This window comes from Vibrio cionasavignyae, from assembly GCF_050337155.1.
Lineage (GTDB): Bacteria > Pseudomonadota > Gammaproteobacteria > Enterobacterales > Vibrionaceae > Vibrio > Vibrio nomapromontoriensis.
Window position 1 is genome coordinate 280051 of the sequence record NZ_JAKJSR010000009.1, and the last position, 16813, is coordinate 296863.

The window sequence follows — 16813 nt, forward strand, 5'->3', positions numbered from 1 at the left end:
AGCTATTTACTTAGGTACTATTTAATTTGACTGACTACACGCTCACGAGAGGAAGTATCTATGGTAATGCCATTTCACTTGGAAGATAAAATAATTGTCATCATCGGTGGTACATCTGGCATTGGTGAGGCGACAGCAAAACGATTGCATGCCGCGGGAGGACGTTTGGTCATTGCTGGATTGGATGCGGTAGCGTCTAAAGTTGAACGTCTAGAGGCGTTATATATCGATGTTGATGTCACTGATGAGGTTTCTCTTAGTGAATTAATGGCGATTACCTTTGAGCGCTTTGGGCGCATTGATGTGTTGGTAAACTGTGCTGGTTCTACTAATGGCTATAGCACGATCATGGAATCTAAAAAGACCGAATACGACGCGAATTATTCAGTGAATGCTTTAGGTACCGCACTGGCCATTAAACATGCCGTGCCCTATATGCCTTTGCATTCCAGCATTATTAACGTTGCCTCAGTAGCGGGGACATCGGGTGTTCCCTACTTAGGCGCACTTGCAGGATCTAAGTGGGCTGTTTTGGGGATCACCAAAACGGCGGCATTGGAATTAGGCAGCAAACAAATACGTGTCAATGCGGTGTGTCCAACTTCCGTGGATACGCCAAGAGCGCACGCAGCAGGCGGTGAGCCTCAGCTGCGAATGGAGCAACGAGCCGTGCCGCTTGGTCGTATAGGTCAGCCAGAAGAGGTGGCAGCTGTTGTCCACTTTCTTGCGTCACAAGATAGTAGCTTTGTTAATGGTCAAGCTGTAGGTGTCGATGGTGGGTTTAGTGCTGGAATGAGTATTGAAGCCTATAACCAACTCGCCCAATAATAGGAATAAGATGTAATGAAAGAAAAATTGAATATTATCATGCTGTGTGCAGTATTAGTCTCGCTGCTTAGCGCGCCAAGTTTTGCGTATTACTGCGATCAAACTGCCGAGGGTGCGATAGTAGGTGCAGTTGATGGTGCAATAACAGGCGCGGTTGTCGGCGGCATTGTTGATGGCTCTCAAGGGGCGAAGGCTGGTGCTATTATTGGTGGCGGTGCGGGCGCGGTGGGAGGGGCTGTTGATGGCGCTTACTATGAAGGCGCTTGTGAAGTGGCGACAGACGTTATTGTTGAAGATGAAATAATAGCGGAAGAGTATATTGCGGAAGAATACATTGCTGAAGAGTACATAGAAGAAGAAATCATCGAGGAAGAATACCTAGAAGAAGAGTATTTGGATGACGAGTATGATGACTACGATGATGCACTTTACGATTAAATAGCGGTCACCTCTCTGTGAGCGCGCTAAATGTAAGCTCTCAATATGAGTGAGTTGATCCCATGTATAAAAAAGAGAGCATCTGCTCTCTTTTTTATTTGGCTACTGTGCTGTTAGCACATAGTGTAAACCGATGATGCTACAGTCGAGCTAGCGACGTTAATAGCTTATTTTTAATCTCAGGGCTGGCTATAAAGGCGCCTAAATAACGAGCTTCGTTACCTTCAAAGTCGGGGCGAAGTTGTAGCATTTCTTTATAGCTGGCCTGAGCCTGCTTAAATTCACCTTTTTGTACGTGAATAATCGCTTTAAGCATAGGTACCCAAAACAGGCGCCTGAGTGAAAGCTTGCTCACGGACTTTTCCGCATCATCATAGTTATCTTGCATGATCTGATGAATAACCGTTGCGATTGAAAACCATGGTGGTCTAAACGGGTTAAGCGCCTTTGAATCGGCAATGAGTCTAAGTCCACGTTCAAACTCACCCGCCATACATAACGCCCACCCACATAAGCCAATTTGGTAAGCGGCATTCGGGTTAATGGCTAAGACTTTATCGACAGTTTCGATGATTCCGTTGATATCTTCTTTAACTTGATGTGCCATCAGCATAGCGATCTGTGATTCTTGGTTTGTTGGTTCGAGCTCTACAGCGCGCTTGGCGTAGCTAAGTCCCGTTTCCACGGCATTCTCTACTTTCCCCATACCTAGCATCTCGGCATCGAAATAGAGGACAGCAAGCATAGCGTGCAGCAAGGCGATATAAGGCTCGCGTTCTACGGCGCTCAGCAAGGCTTGCGTGGCCTGCTGATGGGTGTCTTCCGATAGCGTCATTAAGTAGTGACGGTAGCGAAGTGTTGCTTCATAAGTGGAGAGGTGTTCGATTTTTTTCTGATTGCAACTTTGATAAATTTCGCGGTGAATAATACCAAAGCTTGAGGCTAGCTCTGCCACGACTTCCGCAATGATTTCATCCTGAACGGCAAATAAGTCGTCAGTAGTGAGATCGCAAGTGTACTTTTCTGCCCACACTTGCTCACCGCTATCGGTACGGTAAAGCTTCGCGTAGATGCGAATCTTATTGCCCAGAGCCTGCATGGTCCCTGATGTAATGAAAGAAACACCTAATTCTTCACCTAAACCTTTCACATCGGCAGAGGTTCTCGGGTCGATACTCTTATCGCCAAGAGCGTGCATAGAAACGACTTTGAGCATGTCAAAGCGTGCTAGCTCGGTGGCAAGTTCTTCCCCAAAGCCTTCAGCAAAAAAACGTTTTTCAGCGTCATCAGACAACGATAAAAAAGGCAGCACTGTAATAGTTGGGCTTAGTGCACGTTGGTTGTCTCGTACCATTTGAGCTAATGTTGCCGTTTGTCTTACGGCTTGGGGAGTTTGTGGCGTAAATACTGGGCTGTAGCGGCCTTTAGGGATCGCTAGAAACAGAGGATCATTCACCCCTTCGGTGAGGTAATAAGTTTCTAGTGTGCGTCTTACACGACCAGCTTGTATACGCACAATAGGGTCGGCTTGATGATCAAACTCCGCATCACGATCGAACACTTCAGTCGCAATAGTAAATTGTTTTAAGCGATCGCCATTACCCGCCAAAGTCTGCTCCACGACAAAGGTCAGCAGTTCTTTCATTTTTGGGCTTTGATCAAACGCCTTACTTGAAAGAATTCGATTAAGCTGATCTTTCACTCGGGTTTGATTTTCTTCAATGCGAATATCTAGTGGAGCTTGTTCTGACACAGTATCGACTCTCTTCTTTTGTGAGTTGCCTATTTTGCCACTATAAGACCGCTAAAAATAGTAATGAGTTCACTGTTTTGTTAGGTAAAGCACTCTTTAATGTAACTAAAATTCTAATGGATAGAGCAATACTGAACCCAAATGAATCTATTTCTAATGTTAGCAGTTATCGAGAAAACTTCCTTAAAGAGCTTAAGCCTGACTTCGGTCGACATTTGGCGAAAAGAAACGATTTTTATATGTAAAAATCGAATGGTTTGGTGGATAGTCTCGAATTCTTCGTTAGTAAAAGGGGAGTGATGATGAGTAATTCATTGTCAATATTGACATTTTTAGGTAACAATTAGCAAATAGTGCGCGGCTGTCGGGATAAGTGACGGTTGATTATAGTAAGGTAATCAACAGACTTTATTGGATGTTAGTGAGCTATTTACGCGTAGCTTATACGCCTTACTATTATTATGAGTTCATATCAGCATTCACACGGAGGTGTCTGTGAAAATACGAGCATTAACGGCGATCAGCTGTGCTTTCATGAGTTCTTCATTATTGGCCTTTGATCAGTTTATTGATTCTAAGGACGGCATGTTTGATGCGAGTGCTTGGGTACTAGATAACGCGGTGGGATTTATGCCTGTCCCGATTATCATCACCGACCCAGCAGTTGGCACTGGGGGAGGCGCCGCATTAATGTTCTTCCATGAATCGGAAGAGCGCGAACGACAAAGAAAAGAAAACCCAGATGAAGTCGTAGGTTTGCCACCGAGTGTGACGGCGGTCGCTGCGGCTGGTACCTCGAATGGCTCATGGTTAACTGGGGCATTTCACTTTGGGTCTTGGCAAGAAGATACTTGGCGATACCAAGGTGGGCTATTCTATGGATCCTTTAACTTAAAATACTATGTGCTGGACGCCCCTTTGGATTTCAATATTGATGGCTTGTATTTTATGCAAGATATCGACTATCGAATCGCGGGGAGTGATTGGTTTATTGGTGCAAAATATTCCCTCCTTTCTTCCAAGAGTACGTTCGATTTAGGCAATGATCTGATTCAACTGCCACCGATAAATTTTGACCTCAAAGATGCTGCGGTTGAACTTAAGGTGACCTACGATAGTCGAGATTCTATCTTTACTCCTAATGATGGCCTCAAAGCGAAACTCAGTACTGACTTTCACGATCAAGCATTTGGTGGTGATGTGTCGTATCGTAAATCCAGACTGCAGGCCAACTATTTTGCGCCGATCCTAAATGATGTCGTGATTGGCTTGCGTGGTGATTATCAAACGGTCACTGATGACGCCCCTTATTACGCAAGACCGTTTATTAATATGCGAGGTATCCCAGCAATGCGCTATCAAGGTGATGATATGGCGCTAATGGAACTCGAAGCACGTTATGACATTACACCAAGATGGTCGTTAATTGGCTTTACAGGGACAGGAAAAGCCATCGATGATGGGCAAGACTTTTCAGACGCTGATTATCAATCTGTTGTGGGCGGTGGTTTTCGTTACTTAGTCGCTCGACAGCTCAATATGCGAGCAGGTGTGGATGTAGCAAAAGGGCCGGAGGAGTGGGCTTATTATATTACCGTTGGCCATGCTTGGCAGTTGTAGCTATCGAGTTAATGGGTTGGACTGAGTCCAACCCATTTTAGTGTCACTTACGTTTAAACATCAGCGTGCCGAAAGCCAACACAAGCGTAGCGATAATACTTGCGGCGCAATAATCCACCACCGCAACAAAACCATTAGAATCAATCAACTGGCCAGCGATATACGTACCCACACCAAACCCTAGCGCCATAGCGAACATGAGTATGCCTTGTGTTAGTGCTGGGGTACTTGGACTTAGCTCGTCGGCAATTGCTGGTATCACCATATCAAACCAAGATATGGCTTGCATCAATAGCACTATTAGCAGAATCGGTATCAGGCTGGAAACATCGTTACCAACCGCAAGCCACAAACCGATAGAGGTCACAGCATAGCAGCCGAGTGAAATCATCCAGATAAGATAAGGACTGCTTTTTTCAGCTAATCTACCCGCAGGTTCCAGCAACAAAATAGTGACTACAGCAGAGCCTGCTAATCCGAAGGCAGAATGCCCAAGATCAACATTGAACACCTCTTTAATTATGATAGGGCCTGATTCCATAAGGTTGCTGGCGGTGAACATCGACACAAAAACGGTAGCGAGAAAGAAAATAAAGGCAATAGCGGTTCGGCTGCTTTTATTCTTAGTACTGCTATCTTTGGAGGTTTGTTCACTTTGTGTTTCTGTATCGACCGTGATCTTTGGTGGTGGTGCAATAAACACGGAAACAAGCGACACACAGACCAAGGCCATCATTAATAGTAATTGTTGCTCACTTGTCCACCCAAATAAACTTACGGTACCGAGCAGCGCACCCGCAATGACGACACCCAAAAATTGAAATTGGTACAGGCGACTTAACCCACGAGTTTGCAGTTCTACTGGTAGAGAGTTCAGCACAAACGTTGGATTGAGCACGAGTTGGGACACAGTACCGATACCAATAGTCAGTCCTACAAGCAAATAAATAACAGCATTATCTTGTGCGTAGTAAAGCAAAATTAGCGATAGTAGGTGCGAAAATAGCGCCGCTTTTTGCATTTGGCGGTGAATATTATATTTATCCGCAACCCAGCCAATAAGTGGAGCTGAGATCCCAAAGAGGCCGAGCAGTGACATGACGCTGCCCATTAAGGCGCCACTGCCTGTGCGTTCAATAATGAGTGGTGTTAAAAGTAGTGCAATGCCGACCCACTGAACGACCCCGTTAGACATCTGAGCGATGTACCAAGGTTTAAAGGCTTTCATAAGTCATTTCCTCAAATGATAAAGTAGTGATAGCAAAACCACTTGAACAAAAGTGGCTTGATTATCACGACTGCAATTGGCGCTTAATCGTCAATATTAGTGAGGAAATTAATATTGAGTGAAGTGTATAACTGGCTGTTACTTTACTTTGTTGGGTATGTTACAGCGTATTTTTCAGCGAGATTTATTTACAAATAGAGGCTTTGAGAAAGTATTCATTGAGAAACCCTGCCAGATCGGTGAAAATAGCGCCCATTATTTTTTCGACGCCTTCGAATAGCCGTGAACTGTCAGCAGGGTTTGCGATGGGCTGTTCTACAAACCTAGAAGATCGAGATTCATGTCAAATCAATTTCAGCAAGAAGTTTCTAAACGCAGAACTTTTGCGATCATTTCTCACCCGGATGCGGGTAAAACCACGATTACCGAAAAAGTACTTTTGTTCGGAAACGCAATTCAAAAAGCGGGTACTGTAAAAGGTCGCGGCTCTAACCAGCACGCTAAGTCTGACTGGATGGAGATGGAAAAAGAACGTGGCATCTCGGTAACGACATCGGTGATGCAGTTTCCATATAACGACTGCCTTGTTAACCTTCTAGATACGCCGGGACACGAGGACTTCTCGGAAGATACCTACCGTACATTAACCGCTGTCGATTCTTGCTTGATGGTGATTGACGCGGCAAAAGGTGTCGAAGACCGTACGCGTAAATTGATGGAAGTAACGCGTTTACGTGACACGCCTATCGTCACATTTATGAACAAACTTGACCGTGACGTTCGTGATCCGATGGAAGTCTTGGATGAAGTGGAAAGTGAGCTGGGTATGGCTTGTGCTCCAATCTCATGGCCAATTGGTTGCGGTAAAGAGTTTAAGGGTGTGTATCACATTCACCGTGACGAAACCATCTTATACGAATCTGGCCATGGTCATGAGATTCAAGAAGTTCGTATCATTAAGGGGCTTGATAACCCTGAACTTGACGTTGCAGTTGGTGAAGATCTAGCGGAAAGCGTGCGTGAAGAACTAGAGCTTGTTATTGGTGCGTGTCCTGAGTTTGATTTAGACCTATTCCTTGCCGGTGAATTAACGCCAGTTTACTTTGGTACAGCATTGGGCAACTTTGGTGTTGACCATATGCTAGACGGCCTAACTGAGTGGGCTCCAGGGCCGCAAACTCGTCAAGCTAATGAGCGTGATGTTGAAGCAACGGAAGAGAAGTTTTCTGGCTTCGTGTTTAAGATCCAAGCCAACATGGATCCGAAACACCGCGACCGTATCGCCTTCATGCGTATTGTGTCTGGTACTTATAACCAAGGCATGAAGATGAACCATGTTCGTACTGGCAAAAATGTGAGTATTTCGGATGCGGTAACCTTTATGGCGGGTGATCGTTCTCGCGCAGAGAAAGCGTACGCTGGCGATATCATTGGCCTGCATAACCACGGTACGATTCAAATTGGTGATACCTTTACACAAGGTGAGAATTTGAAGTTCTCTGGTATTCCAAACTTTGCACCGGAATTATTCCGTCGTATTCGCCTACGTGATCCTCTGAAGCAAAAGCAGTTGCTAAAAGGCTTAGTCCAGCTTTCTGAAGAAGGCGCTGTACAAGTATTCCGTCCATTGCAAAATAATGATCTGATCGTTGGTGCGGTGGGTGTGTTGCAGTTTGATGTCGTCGTGGCACGCTTGAAAGCTGAGTACAATGTTGAAGCTATCTATGAGAGTGTCAACGTTGCAACAGCGCGTTGGGTTGAGTGTGGTGATGCGAAGAAACTGGAAGAGTTTAAGCGTAAGAGTCAGCAAAACTTAGCACTCGATGGTGGAGATAACCTAAGTTATGTTGCCCCAACAATGGTTAACTTGAACTTAGCGCAAGAGCGTTTCCCTGACGTGACCTTCCGTGCAACACGCGAACACTAAAGATTCTGTTGATACAAAAAACCGCTCATTGAGCGGTTTTTTTATGTCTGTTTTTTATGCCTATAGGCTAGCGCGCTCTTACTCGCGCGCTTTTGTCATCTTATTCGCGTTCTTTTGTATAAGGCACGCCAATCGCTTTTGGTGCGACGGCCTTGCCAATAAACCCTGCTAACAGGAACACGGTGAGTATGTAAGGTATCGCTTCGATGGCTTGAACCGGAATAGGGAAGTCACCGATTTTGACGCCCTGCATGCGAATGGCTAACGCATCTAAGAAACCAAATAACAAACAAGCTCCCATTGCCGTAAACGGGCGCCATTTACCAAAGATGAGCGCCGCTAGTGCCATATAGCCTTTTCCGGCACTCATGTTAGGAATGAACTGAGCCGTTTGAGCAACGGAGAGATACACTCCTCCAATCCCCACTAGCACCCCACAAATGGCGACGGCAGCGTAACGAGTACGTACTACGGAAATACCCGCGGTATCGACAGCTGAGGGGGATTCACCGACCGCGCGTAGACGAAGTCCAAAGCGCGTCCTAAATAGTAGGTACCAACAAGCTGGAACGATAAAGACCACCATGTAGACTAAGATCGAATGCCCACTAATCAATTCCGAATAAAGGTGACCCAATACAGGAATATCCGCGACGGCATCGGCACCTGGAAAGGTAATGGGGGCAAAACGAGCATCACCAGATAATGCTGGTGTTTGACCGCCTTGCTGGAACCAATGACGCCCCAAGGTAATAGTTAACCCTGCTGCGAGAATATTGATCGCCATGCCACTGACTACTTGATCGCCGCGATGGGTAATACACGCAAAGCCGTGAAGAAGGGCTAACAAAACCGATACGCCGATCCCAGCGAATAAACCAAGCCACGCAGATCCGGTAACATGGGCTGTTGCTGCTCCCGCAAACGCGGCGGCGAGTAATTTACCTTCTAAAGCAATATTCACTATCCCAGAACGTTCACAGAACATTCCAGCCAATGATGCAAGGATCAGCGGTGTCGCCACGCGTAATGTGGCGTCTAGCATGAGAATAATCGTTTCAAACATAATTAAGCGACTCCCTTCTCAGCGTTAAGGTTAGGTTTAGAAAAGAGTCTGAGGTAGGTTCTTTCCAGCGAGGGTCTAAACATGTGTTCCAGCGCCCCAGAGAATAAGATCACTAAGCCCTGCAGTACCACAACGATGTTACGGTCTACGCCATATTCAAAACTCAATTCGGCTCCGCCTTGGTAGAGAAAACCGAACAGCAAGCTCGCCAGCAAAACACCAATTGGGTGATTACGCCCCATCAGCGCCACGGCAATTCCGGTAAATCCGAATCCTTCAACAAAGTTAAGCTTTATTTGATGAAGCTCACCTTGTAATACGTTAAGACCAAAGAAACCCGCGAGCATGCCGGAGATTAACATAGTGATAATAATGGTTTTGCTGTATTTGATTCCAGCATAGCCTGCTGCTGAAGGGTTAGCGCCGACCGAGCGAACTTCATAGCCCCAGCGAGAGTGCCACATAAATAGCCAGACGAAGGCGCAGCAAACTAAGGCAAATATAAAGCTTAAGTTCATCGGGCTCGGCGCCATATCAATCCCAAATACCGCCAAGATTTCATGCATTTTAGGTAGCCAGCTGCTCACCGCGAACACTCGGCTTTCGGTTGCCATGGTATTGTCTGGTTTGAGCACTTCTACTAACAGATACGCCATGAATGAGGCGGCGATAAAGTTAAACATGATGGTGGTGATAACAATGTGTGAGCCGCGTTTCGCTTGTAAGTAGGCAGGAATAAACGCCCAAGCGGCACCAAACAGCCCGCCCGCTAAAATGGCCACAGGGAAGGTAATATACCAAGGCGCGTATTCACCCAACGTTAAGCACACCAGCCCCACACCGAGCCCACCAATATAGGCCTGTCCTTCACCACCAATATTAAAAAGCCCAGCGTGGAAGGCAACGGCGACCGCGAGACCGGTAAAAATAAAGCCCGTCGCGTAGTACATGGTGTAGCCAAATCCTTCCGCATAACCAAAGGCGCCCGTCCACATGACTTTAGCGGCATCAATTGGGCTGATATCGATATAGATAAATAACAGCGCAGACACGAGAAAGGCGACCATGACATTGATGGCTGGCAATAGTGCCATGGTTACCCAAGCGGGTACTTTTGCTTGGCTCATGCCACATCTCCTTGTGTTTCCTGGCCAGAGGTCATTGCTTTTTTCTGTAAGTGTTCCGGCATAATATTGGCCATCATTAACCCTAGTGTTTGCTCGTCTGCTTCATTAATGGAGACCTCCCCCACAATAGCACCATCAAAGACCACTAGAATGCGATCGGCAAGGCTGAGAATCTCGTCCAGTTCAACTGAGACTAAAAGCACGGCCTTGTCCTCATCTCGAGCCGCGATAATCTGCTGGTGGATGTATTCAATCGCGCCGATATCGACGCCACGAGTTGGTTGCCCTACGAGCAGGACATCGGGGTTTTGCTCCATTTCACGAGCAATCACGAGTTTTTGCTGGTTTCCTCCAGAAAAGTTAGCTGTTTTTAATGTGGTATCGTTTGGACGAACATCCCACTTATCCATACTGGCTTGGCAATGAGCTTTGATCGCTTGCTTGTCTTGTAACAACCCCTTGTTGTATTGGGGCAGATGGTGATAGCCGAGAATGTAGGCTTCCTGGGCATCAAATTTATTGATGAGCCCTTGTTTATGACGATCTTCAGGAATATGTCCGACGCCAATCGCTCGGACTTGTTGAGGGTTGAGTGGGTTCAGCTTATCAATGGTGCTGTTGTTAATGTGTATGGACCCCGAATGAGGTTGTAAAATACCAGATAAGAGGGCGAGAATTTCAGATTGACCATTCCCAGACACTCCAGCAATACCGACAACTTCACCTTGCCTAACGCCAAAGCTGACGCGTTTCACCCGCTCAACACCAGCGTCATCAAAATACTGCAGGTTGTCGACAGTAATCAGCTGTTTTTTTGGGGTTGAGGTGTGTTTGTCTACTTTTAGGCGAACTTTACGACCCACCATAAATTCAGCTAATTGTTCTTTATTGGTGTCCGCAGTGACCACATGTTCAACCATTGTCCCTTGACGCATCACTGAAATATTGTCTGTGATTGCGAGGACTTCACGCAGTTTGTGCGTGATGATCATGATGGTTGTACCTTGTGCTCTTAATTTGTCTAGAATGCGAAATAGATGATCCGCTTCCTGCGGCGTTAATACCCCTGTGGGTTCATCAAGAATGAGTATTTTGGCTCCACGATAAAGGGCTTTTAGAATTTCGACTCGTTGCTGTAGACCTACTGGCAATTCGCCAACGATAGCATCAATTGGGACATCAAGACCGTAGTCTTTCGCCAGTGCTTTGAGCTTTTTACGTGCTTTTCCTAGGCTTTCTTCTAGCTTCCAGCCATCCTCAGCGCCAAGTACAATATTTTCGAGTACTGAGAAGGTTTCTACCAACATAAAGTGTTGATGCACCATACCAATCCCTGAGCGGATCGCTTCTTGTGAGTTGGCTGGCTTATATGGCTGGCCATTAACCCACATCGAGCCTTCATCGGCATGATAAAAGCCGTAGATAATGCTCATTAAAGTCGATTTACCAGCGCCGTTTTCACCGATAATGCCGTGAATAGTGCCTTTGGGAACGCGAAGGTCAATGTCACGATTGGCATGAACGGCGCCAAAACGTTTATTGATGTCTTTGAGTTCGATGGCAATAGATTGTCCTTGTGTCACGAGATACTGCCTTATATTTAATTAGCGACGTCAATGGTGCCCGCTAATGATTCCCTGCTAATTACCTAAATATCGTTTTAATTTTTATAGGTCGTTTTATTTTTTATAATCGTTATTGAAGATGGTTATGCCATGGGGTGTAGGGTGTGTGATACGCCACTGTGTTTGAAGCAGTGGCGTAAAATTGTCGCTAGGCTGAAAGCCTAGCTGTGCATGCTAGTGATTTGTGGAGCTTAGTAATTACAAGTATTGTCTGACATGTAATCGTGGACTTTGATATCGCCAGCGATGATTTGCGCTTGTAGCTCATCAAGATAGGTTTTCATTTCCGGTGTGATGAGATCTTTGTTGTTATCATCGTAAGCCCATTCAACAGCGCCTTCTTTAAGGCCAAGTACTTTGATCCCTGCTTCCCATGATCCTTTCTCAGCTTCATCCCATGAGTTATAGGCCGCGACACCGACCTTTTTCACCATAGACGTCAGCATTGTACCTGGCTGTAAATGGTTTTGGTTTGAGTCCACACCAATAGCGAATTTACCGCCATCTTTTGCCGCTTGATAAACACCCATACCCGTACCGCCAGCTGCGGCGTAGATGACATCAACACCTTTAGAGAATTGAGATTTAGCCAGCTCTGAGCCTTTAGCAGGGTCAGCAAACGCAGCAGGTGTTGAACCTGTCATATTTTGGAAAGTTTCGATTTTAGGGTTTGCGTATTGGGCGCCTTGACGATAACCACACTCAAACTTACGAATCAGTGGAATGTCCATTCCGCCTACAAAACCAACTTTTGCAGTTTTAGATGCCTTAGCCGCCAATGCACCCACAAGGAAAGAACCCTCATGCTCTTTAAATACGATAGACTGAACATTAGGCTTATCAACCACCATATCGATGATAGTAAACTGAATATCAGGGAACTCTGTTGCCACTTTCTCAACAGCAGAAGCCATATTGAAGCCTACTGCAACGATTGGTGTGAAACCGCGGCTGGCAAGGCGGCGTAGACCTTGCTCGCGCTGTGCTTCATTTTGGGGTTCGAATTCACGTACTTTGACGCCTTTGTCTGCATTGAAAGGCTTAACACCGTTTTGAAAAACGGCTTCATTAAATGATTTGTCGAACTTGCCTGCTGTATCATAAACAACGGCTGGTTTTGCTGCGAATACGCTGAAAGACGAGACCGCCACTGCAAGTGCGGAGAGTTTTAGAATAGTTTTTTTCACGTTCAGTTCCCTTGTGGTGTCAGATAATGGGGGACCATTGATGAATCAATAGACCCGGCTAACGCTGTGGTTAGAGGCTGGAAATTAAACGTTTGTAAATAACGCAGCCTCATGCTTTGTTTAATTTACAAACAGTGCGAAACATTTTATCGTTTGCTTGGTTGAAAAAAAACCGCTTCTATCACAGCAATGAGTGTTGAATCACAACTTAGTGATAAAACTCTAACTATTGGCTATCCTTTGCGTAACAAGGGGTTTGGTAGAATAGGTTGCAATCGATTACATTTGCTCATTGGTATGTTGATAGCTATTTTACTGTGTGTCTATGCCGATAATAGAGAGAGTATTATGCATGCTTAAATGGTTACATGTTTGGTTAAAAAAGTACGATAACTGGTGCCAGTCTATGGGGCTGACGCCGGAGAACAAACGTAGCTGTACACCGTATAAACAAGATCCCGCTAACGATGATTGATACTCACTGTCATTTAGACCTCATTTCGGCTAAAACCGATCTTTCTGCCGTATTGAAGGGAGCAAGAGTCGCAGGGGTAGAGCGCATAATAGTTCCAGGTATCAATGAAGAAAACTGGACTGAAATAGCGCAGCTAGCACTGCAACATTCCGATATTTATTATGCCCTTGGCTTCCATCCTTCATTTTTATCAGGCGTGTCCGCTGCCAGTATTGAACGATTAAAACAGGCGCTCGCCCAAGCGCAAAGTTTGTCTAATAAATGCATCGCGATTGGCGAGTGCGGGTTAGATTTTTATCACTTAAGCCAAGACTGTGACGCTGAACTTGTGAAGCAGCAGCAAAGGCAGATCTTACGTGAGCATATTTTACTGGCGAATAAAGCCAAGTTACCGGTTATTTTACACTGTCGAAAAGCACACCAAGACATGATGGCGTTACTTAGAAAAACTGCTCCCATATATGGTGGGGTGATCCACGGTTTTAGTGGCAGTTACCAGCAAGCGATGGACTATATAAAATTAGGTATTTATATAGGGGTCGGTGGCGTCATTTCTTATGAACGCGCAAAAAAGACACGTGACACTATTTCAAAACTCCCGCTTGAATACTTATTAATCGAAACTGACGCACCTGATATGCCATTGAGTGGTTATCAGGGGGTTATCAATAAACCGGAAATGCTAAAGTTGACCCTATCAACTCTTATCATGCTGCGAAGTGAAACTGCGCAAACGGTTACGTCACAAGTCCTAAATAATAGCAAATTGCTGTTTTTTATTTGTGACTAAAGTTACTTGTAATTGTTAAATTAAGTTTTGTTACAGAGTTGACTTGTGATCTATGTCGCAAAATTGCATGTACGTCTTATGTGTTGAGGACGAAAGTGTGAAGGGGGTACTACTTTCTTTTTTGAGGGTTTGTATAATCGCCCCCGCTTTTGAGCTTCAATTTTTATTACACGCCAAATAATTAAATATAAGGAAGTCATAAACCATGAGCCTGTTTATGAGCCTGGTTGGAATGGTAGTACTGATCGGTATCGCAGTATTATTATCAGATAACCGCAAAGCTATTAATATCAGAACGGTGGGTGGCGCTTTTGCTATCCAATTTTTACTCGGTGCATTCGTTCTTTACGTCCCATGGGGACAAGAAGTACTTCGCGGTGTATCAGACGCTATCTCTAACGTCATCAATTACGGTAATGATGGTTCTTCATTCCTGTTTGGTGGTCTTGTATCAGGCAAGATGTTTGAGGTCTTCGGTGGCGGTGGCTTCATCTTCGCATTCCGTGTACTACCAACACTTATCTTCTTCTCTGCGTTAGTTTCTGTATTGTATTACCTAGGTATTATGCAATGGGTAATCAAGATTCTTGGTGGTGGCTTACAAAAAGCACTAGGCACATCTCGTGCGGAATCTATGTCTGCAGCAGCAAACATTTTCGTTGGTCAAACTGAAGCCCCTCTTGTTGTTCGTCCTTTTGTACCAAAGATGACTCAATCAGAACTATTCGCAGTAATGTGTGGTGGTCTAGCGTCTATCGCTGGTGGTGTTCTTGCGGGTTACGCTTCTATGGGCGTGCCAATTGAGTACTTGGTAGCAGCGTCATTCATGGCAGCACCTGGTGGTCTATTGTTTGCTAAAATCATGAAACCTGAAACTGACGAGCCAATCGATCAGCTTCATGACATGGAAGCAGAAGGCGATGACAAACCAGCTAACGTTATTGATGCAGCAGCAGGCGGCGCTTCAGCGGGTCTTCAGCTAGCGCTTAACGTTGGTGCAATGCTTATCGCATTCATCGGCCTTATCGCGCTTGTGAATGGTATGCTTGGTGGCGTTGGTGGTTGGTTCGGTATGCCTGAACTTCGCCTTGAATTGCTACTTGGTTGGGTTTTTGCTCCTCTTGCATTCCTTATTGGTGTGCCATGGGAAGAAGCGGTTGTTGCTGGTGAGTTCATCGGTATGAAAACTGTTGCTAACGAATTTGTAGCGTTTGCAAACTTTGCCCCTTACCTAACTGAAGCTGCGCCGGTTGTTCTTTCTGACAAGACAAAAGCAATCATCTCATTTGCACTTTGTGGTTTCGCGAACCTTTCTTCTATCGCGATTCTACTGGGTGGTCTAGGCAGCTTGGCGCCTAAGCGTCGCGGTGATATCGCTCGCATGGGTGTGAAAGCCGTTATCGCTGGTACGCTATCTAACTTGATGGCAGCAACGATTGCTGGCTTCTGTCTTAGCCTTGCGGCAATGTAACAGTTAGCCGTAGGTTATTAGTATATAGACGTCATAATAAATCGCCCCGTAGCAAGAGATTGCTGCGGGGCTTTTTTGGTTTTGGGACCCTTAAAACCCTTGGTGAATCGTTATTGGACAAACGATTCAAATATTGAATGGAAGTTTTTTGAGAAGCAAACCGTTTGCGTTTTAATCAGCTCTACCGTTTTGAGTAAGAGTCCTATACTGTAGAGGCTACTTAGTAATTCCTTCGTATTTTCACGAAGCTTATTTAGCCAGAGCCAGTTCTCACCAGATAGGAATCAGGTGATTATTACGAGCAGGTACTGTGCGGTGACAAGGATAGCAATTGGTGTTGGTTGTCTTGCTGTTTAAGCATAATAGCAATGCATAACAACTGAGCCGAGTCTTCAAGGAACCAAGTCCGTTCATTTATTGCTGACGTGTTTGTCAGATAATTAATTGAATATTTTGACCGGAGATAGAAATGAGCGATTTAAAATCAGCAGCTCTACGTGCACTTAAACTTATGGATCTAACCACGTTAAATGACGACGACACTAACGAAAAAGTGATTGCGCTTTGTCACGATGCGAAAACGTCAGTAGGTAATACTGCTGCGATCTGTATTTACCCTCGCTTTATTCCTATTGCTAAGAAAACGCTACGAGAGCAAGGTACTGCAGACGTACGCATTGCGACCGTGACTAACTTCCCACATGGTAATGATGATATTGACATCGCTGTAGCGGAAACTAAAGCGGCGGTCGCATACGGTGCAGACGAAGTAGATGTCGTTTTCCCTTACCGTGCACTGATGGCAGGCAACGAAGAAGTCGGCTTCGAGTTAGTTAAGCAGTGTAAAGAAGCGTGTGGCGACATCCTTCTTAAAGTGATCATCGAAACCGGTGAGCTGAAAGAAGAGGCACTTATCAAGAAGGCATCAGAAATCTGCATTAAAGCTGGTGCTGACTTCATTAAAACCTCAACGGGTAAAGTGCCAGTTAACGCAACGCCAGAATATGCGCGCATGATGCTAGAAGTGATTCGCGATATGGGCGTAGCAAAAACGGTTGGCTTTAAGCCTGCTGGTGGCGTTCGTACCGCAGAAGATGCAGCCGCATACCTTGCTATGGCCGATGATATCCTAGGCGCGGATTGGGCAGATAACATGCACTACCGTTTTGGTGCATCAAGCCTGCTAACCAACCTCCTTAATACATTAGAAGTAACAGACGAAACTGCAGATCCTACTGCGTACTAATCTAACGCTTTTAGGTGGTGACACACTTCTTG

Annotated in this window: 14 protein-coding genes; 8 read left to right on the forward strand and 6 right to left on the reverse strand. The window is 45.4% G+C overall.

Going from position 1 to position 16813, the window contains the following annotated elements; all coding sequences use genetic code 11:
- Positions 1-60: 60 nt before the first annotated feature.
- Together L4D74_RS01870 and L4D74_RS01875 are read left to right on the forward strand one after the other, a co-directional pair.
- On the forward strand, positions 61-828 hold the full coding sequence (locus L4D74_RS01870; protein WP_428750446.1) for an SDR family NAD(P)-dependent oxidoreductase: 768 nt from the start codon (positions 61-63) through the stop codon (positions 826-828).
- Between the two features lie 15 nt (positions 829-843).
- Positions 844-1266: a YMGG-like glycine zipper-containing protein gene (locus L4D74_RS01875; RefSeq protein ID WP_428750447.1), complete on the forward strand. Its 423-nt coding sequence runs from the start codon at positions 844-846 to the stop codon at positions 1264-1266.
- A gap of 139 nt (positions 1267-1405) precedes the next feature.
- Here L4D74_RS01875 and L4D74_RS01880 read toward each other — a convergent pair whose 3' ends face one another.
- Complete coding sequence (locus tag L4D74_RS01880) at positions 1406-3019, reverse strand: transmembrane adenylate cyclase (RefSeq protein WP_428750448.1); 1614 nt, start codon at positions 3017-3019, stop codon at positions 1406-1408.
- 495 nt (positions 3020-3514) lie between these two features.
- Here L4D74_RS01880 and L4D74_RS01885 point away from each other — a divergent pair, with 495 nt between their 5' ends.
- Positions 3515-4639 carry a BamA/TamA family outer membrane protein gene (locus L4D74_RS01885; protein WP_428750449.1) on the forward strand — a complete coding sequence of 375 codons (1125 nt, stop codon included), beginning with the start codon at positions 3515-3517 and terminating at the stop codon, positions 4637-4639.
- A gap of 43 nt (positions 4640-4682) precedes the next feature.
- Here L4D74_RS01885 and L4D74_RS01890 read toward each other — a convergent pair whose 3' ends face one another.
- Positions 4683-5867 carry an MFS transporter gene (locus L4D74_RS01890; RefSeq protein ID WP_428750450.1) on the reverse strand — a complete coding sequence of 395 codons (1185 nt, stop codon included), beginning with the start codon at positions 5865-5867 and terminating at the stop codon, positions 4683-4685.
- A gap of 340 nt (positions 5868-6207) precedes the next feature.
- Between L4D74_RS01890 and prfC the strand changes: the two genes are divergently transcribed.
- Entirely contained in the window at positions 6208-7794 is a 1587-nt protein-coding gene (gene prfC, locus L4D74_RS01895) for a peptide chain release factor 3 (RefSeq protein WP_428750451.1), read from the forward strand.
- A 100-nt stretch (positions 7795-7894) separates the two neighbouring features.
- On the opposite strand, the gene L4D74_RS01900 is transcribed toward prfC, so the two are convergent.
- The 4 genes from L4D74_RS01900 to L4D74_RS01915 all read right to left on the reverse strand — a co-directional run bounded on the left by L4D74_RS01900 (position 7895) and on the right by L4D74_RS01915 (position 12799).
- Entirely contained in the window at positions 7895-8860 is a 966-nt protein-coding gene (locus tag L4D74_RS01900) for an ABC transporter permease (RefSeq protein ID WP_265673735.1), read from the reverse strand.
- A gap of 2 nt (positions 8861-8862) precedes the next feature.
- A complete protein-coding gene (locus L4D74_RS01905) occupies positions 8863-9987 on the reverse strand; it encodes an ABC transporter permease (RefSeq protein WP_428750452.1) in 1125 nt (374 codons plus the stop codon).
- A complete protein-coding gene (locus tag L4D74_RS01910) occupies positions 9984-11570 on the reverse strand; it encodes an ABC transporter ATP-binding protein (protein ID WP_428750453.1) in 1587 nt (528 codons plus the stop codon). The genes L4D74_RS01905 and L4D74_RS01910 overlap by 4 nt, the downstream gene beginning before the upstream one ends.
- Before the next feature lie 233 nt (positions 11571-11803).
- A complete protein-coding gene (locus L4D74_RS01915) occupies positions 11804-12799 on the reverse strand; it encodes a BMP family lipoprotein (RefSeq protein WP_428750454.1) in 996 nt (331 codons plus the stop codon).
- Positions 12800-13151: 352 nt separating this feature from the next.
- On the opposite strand from L4D74_RS01915, the gene L4D74_RS01920 reads away from it, so the two are divergent.
- The 4 genes from L4D74_RS01920 to deoC all read left to right on the forward strand — a co-directional run bounded on the left by L4D74_RS01920 (position 13152) and on the right by deoC (position 16781).
- Positions 13152-13274: a DUF5363 family protein gene (locus L4D74_RS01920; RefSeq protein ID WP_428750455.1), complete on the forward strand. Its 123-nt coding sequence runs from the start codon at positions 13152-13154 to the stop codon at positions 13272-13274.
- Positions 13267-14064, forward strand: a complete 798-nt coding sequence (locus L4D74_RS01925) for a TatD family hydrolase (protein ID WP_428750456.1) — start codon at positions 13267-13269, stop codon at positions 14062-14064. Before L4D74_RS01920 ends, L4D74_RS01925 begins: the two co-directional genes overlap by 8 nt.
- A 205-nt stretch (positions 14065-14269) precedes the next feature.
- The gene (locus L4D74_RS01930) at positions 14270-15535 is read left to right on the forward strand and encodes a NupC/NupG family nucleoside CNT transporter (protein WP_265673739.1); all 1266 of its coding nucleotides are present in this window, start codon (positions 14270-14272) and stop codon (positions 15533-15535) included.
- 469 nt (positions 15536-16004) lie between these two features.
- Positions 16005-16781, forward strand: a complete 777-nt coding sequence (gene deoC, locus L4D74_RS01935) for a deoxyribose-phosphate aldolase (RefSeq protein WP_428750457.1) — start codon at positions 16005-16007, stop codon at positions 16779-16781.
- The last annotated feature ends 32 nt before the right edge of the window (positions 16782-16813 follow it).